Source organism: Cupriavidus sp. SIMBA_020 (genome assembly GCF_046535395.1).
In the GTDB taxonomy this organism is placed as follows: domain Bacteria; phylum Pseudomonadota; class Gammaproteobacteria; order Burkholderiales; family Burkholderiaceae; genus Cupriavidus; species Cupriavidus campinensis.
Genome location: NZ_JAWRWU010000198.1, coordinates 1 through 343 on the forward strand (window position 1 = coordinate 1; position 343 = coordinate 343).

The 343-nt window shown below is 62.1% G+C and carries 1 protein-coding gene; it reads right to left on the reverse strand.

Annotation, left to right across the window (positions count from 1 at the left end; genetic code table 11):
• A partial coding sequence (locus SB751_RS28800) for a cytochrome c biogenesis protein ResB (RefSeq protein ID WP_410748884.1) occupies positions 1-343 on the reverse strand: 343 nt, incomplete at both ends.

The window sequence follows — 343 nt, forward strand, 5'->3', positions numbered from 1 at the left end:
CAAGCGGCGCGTTGCCGCCGATCGTGCCGGCGAACGGTGCGGTCTTCGCGCTTGCGCCGGTCATGGGGAACGCGGTCATCTGCATCTGCGAGCCGCCGTCCTGGAAGCTCGACTGATAGATCGACACGCCCTTGTAGGTGAACGGCTTGTTCACTTCGACGCGCGCCGGAATCTTCCGGCCCGTCTCGCGATCGATCACGACGATGTCGCTCGCAAACAGCTTCGGCATCCCGGTCGTGTAGTAATCGACGATGAACTTGTTCAGCTGGATCGAGAACGGCAGGTCCTGGATCAACGAGCCGTTCGGCTGGTTGAGGATCGCGGTGGACACGAACTGGCCTTC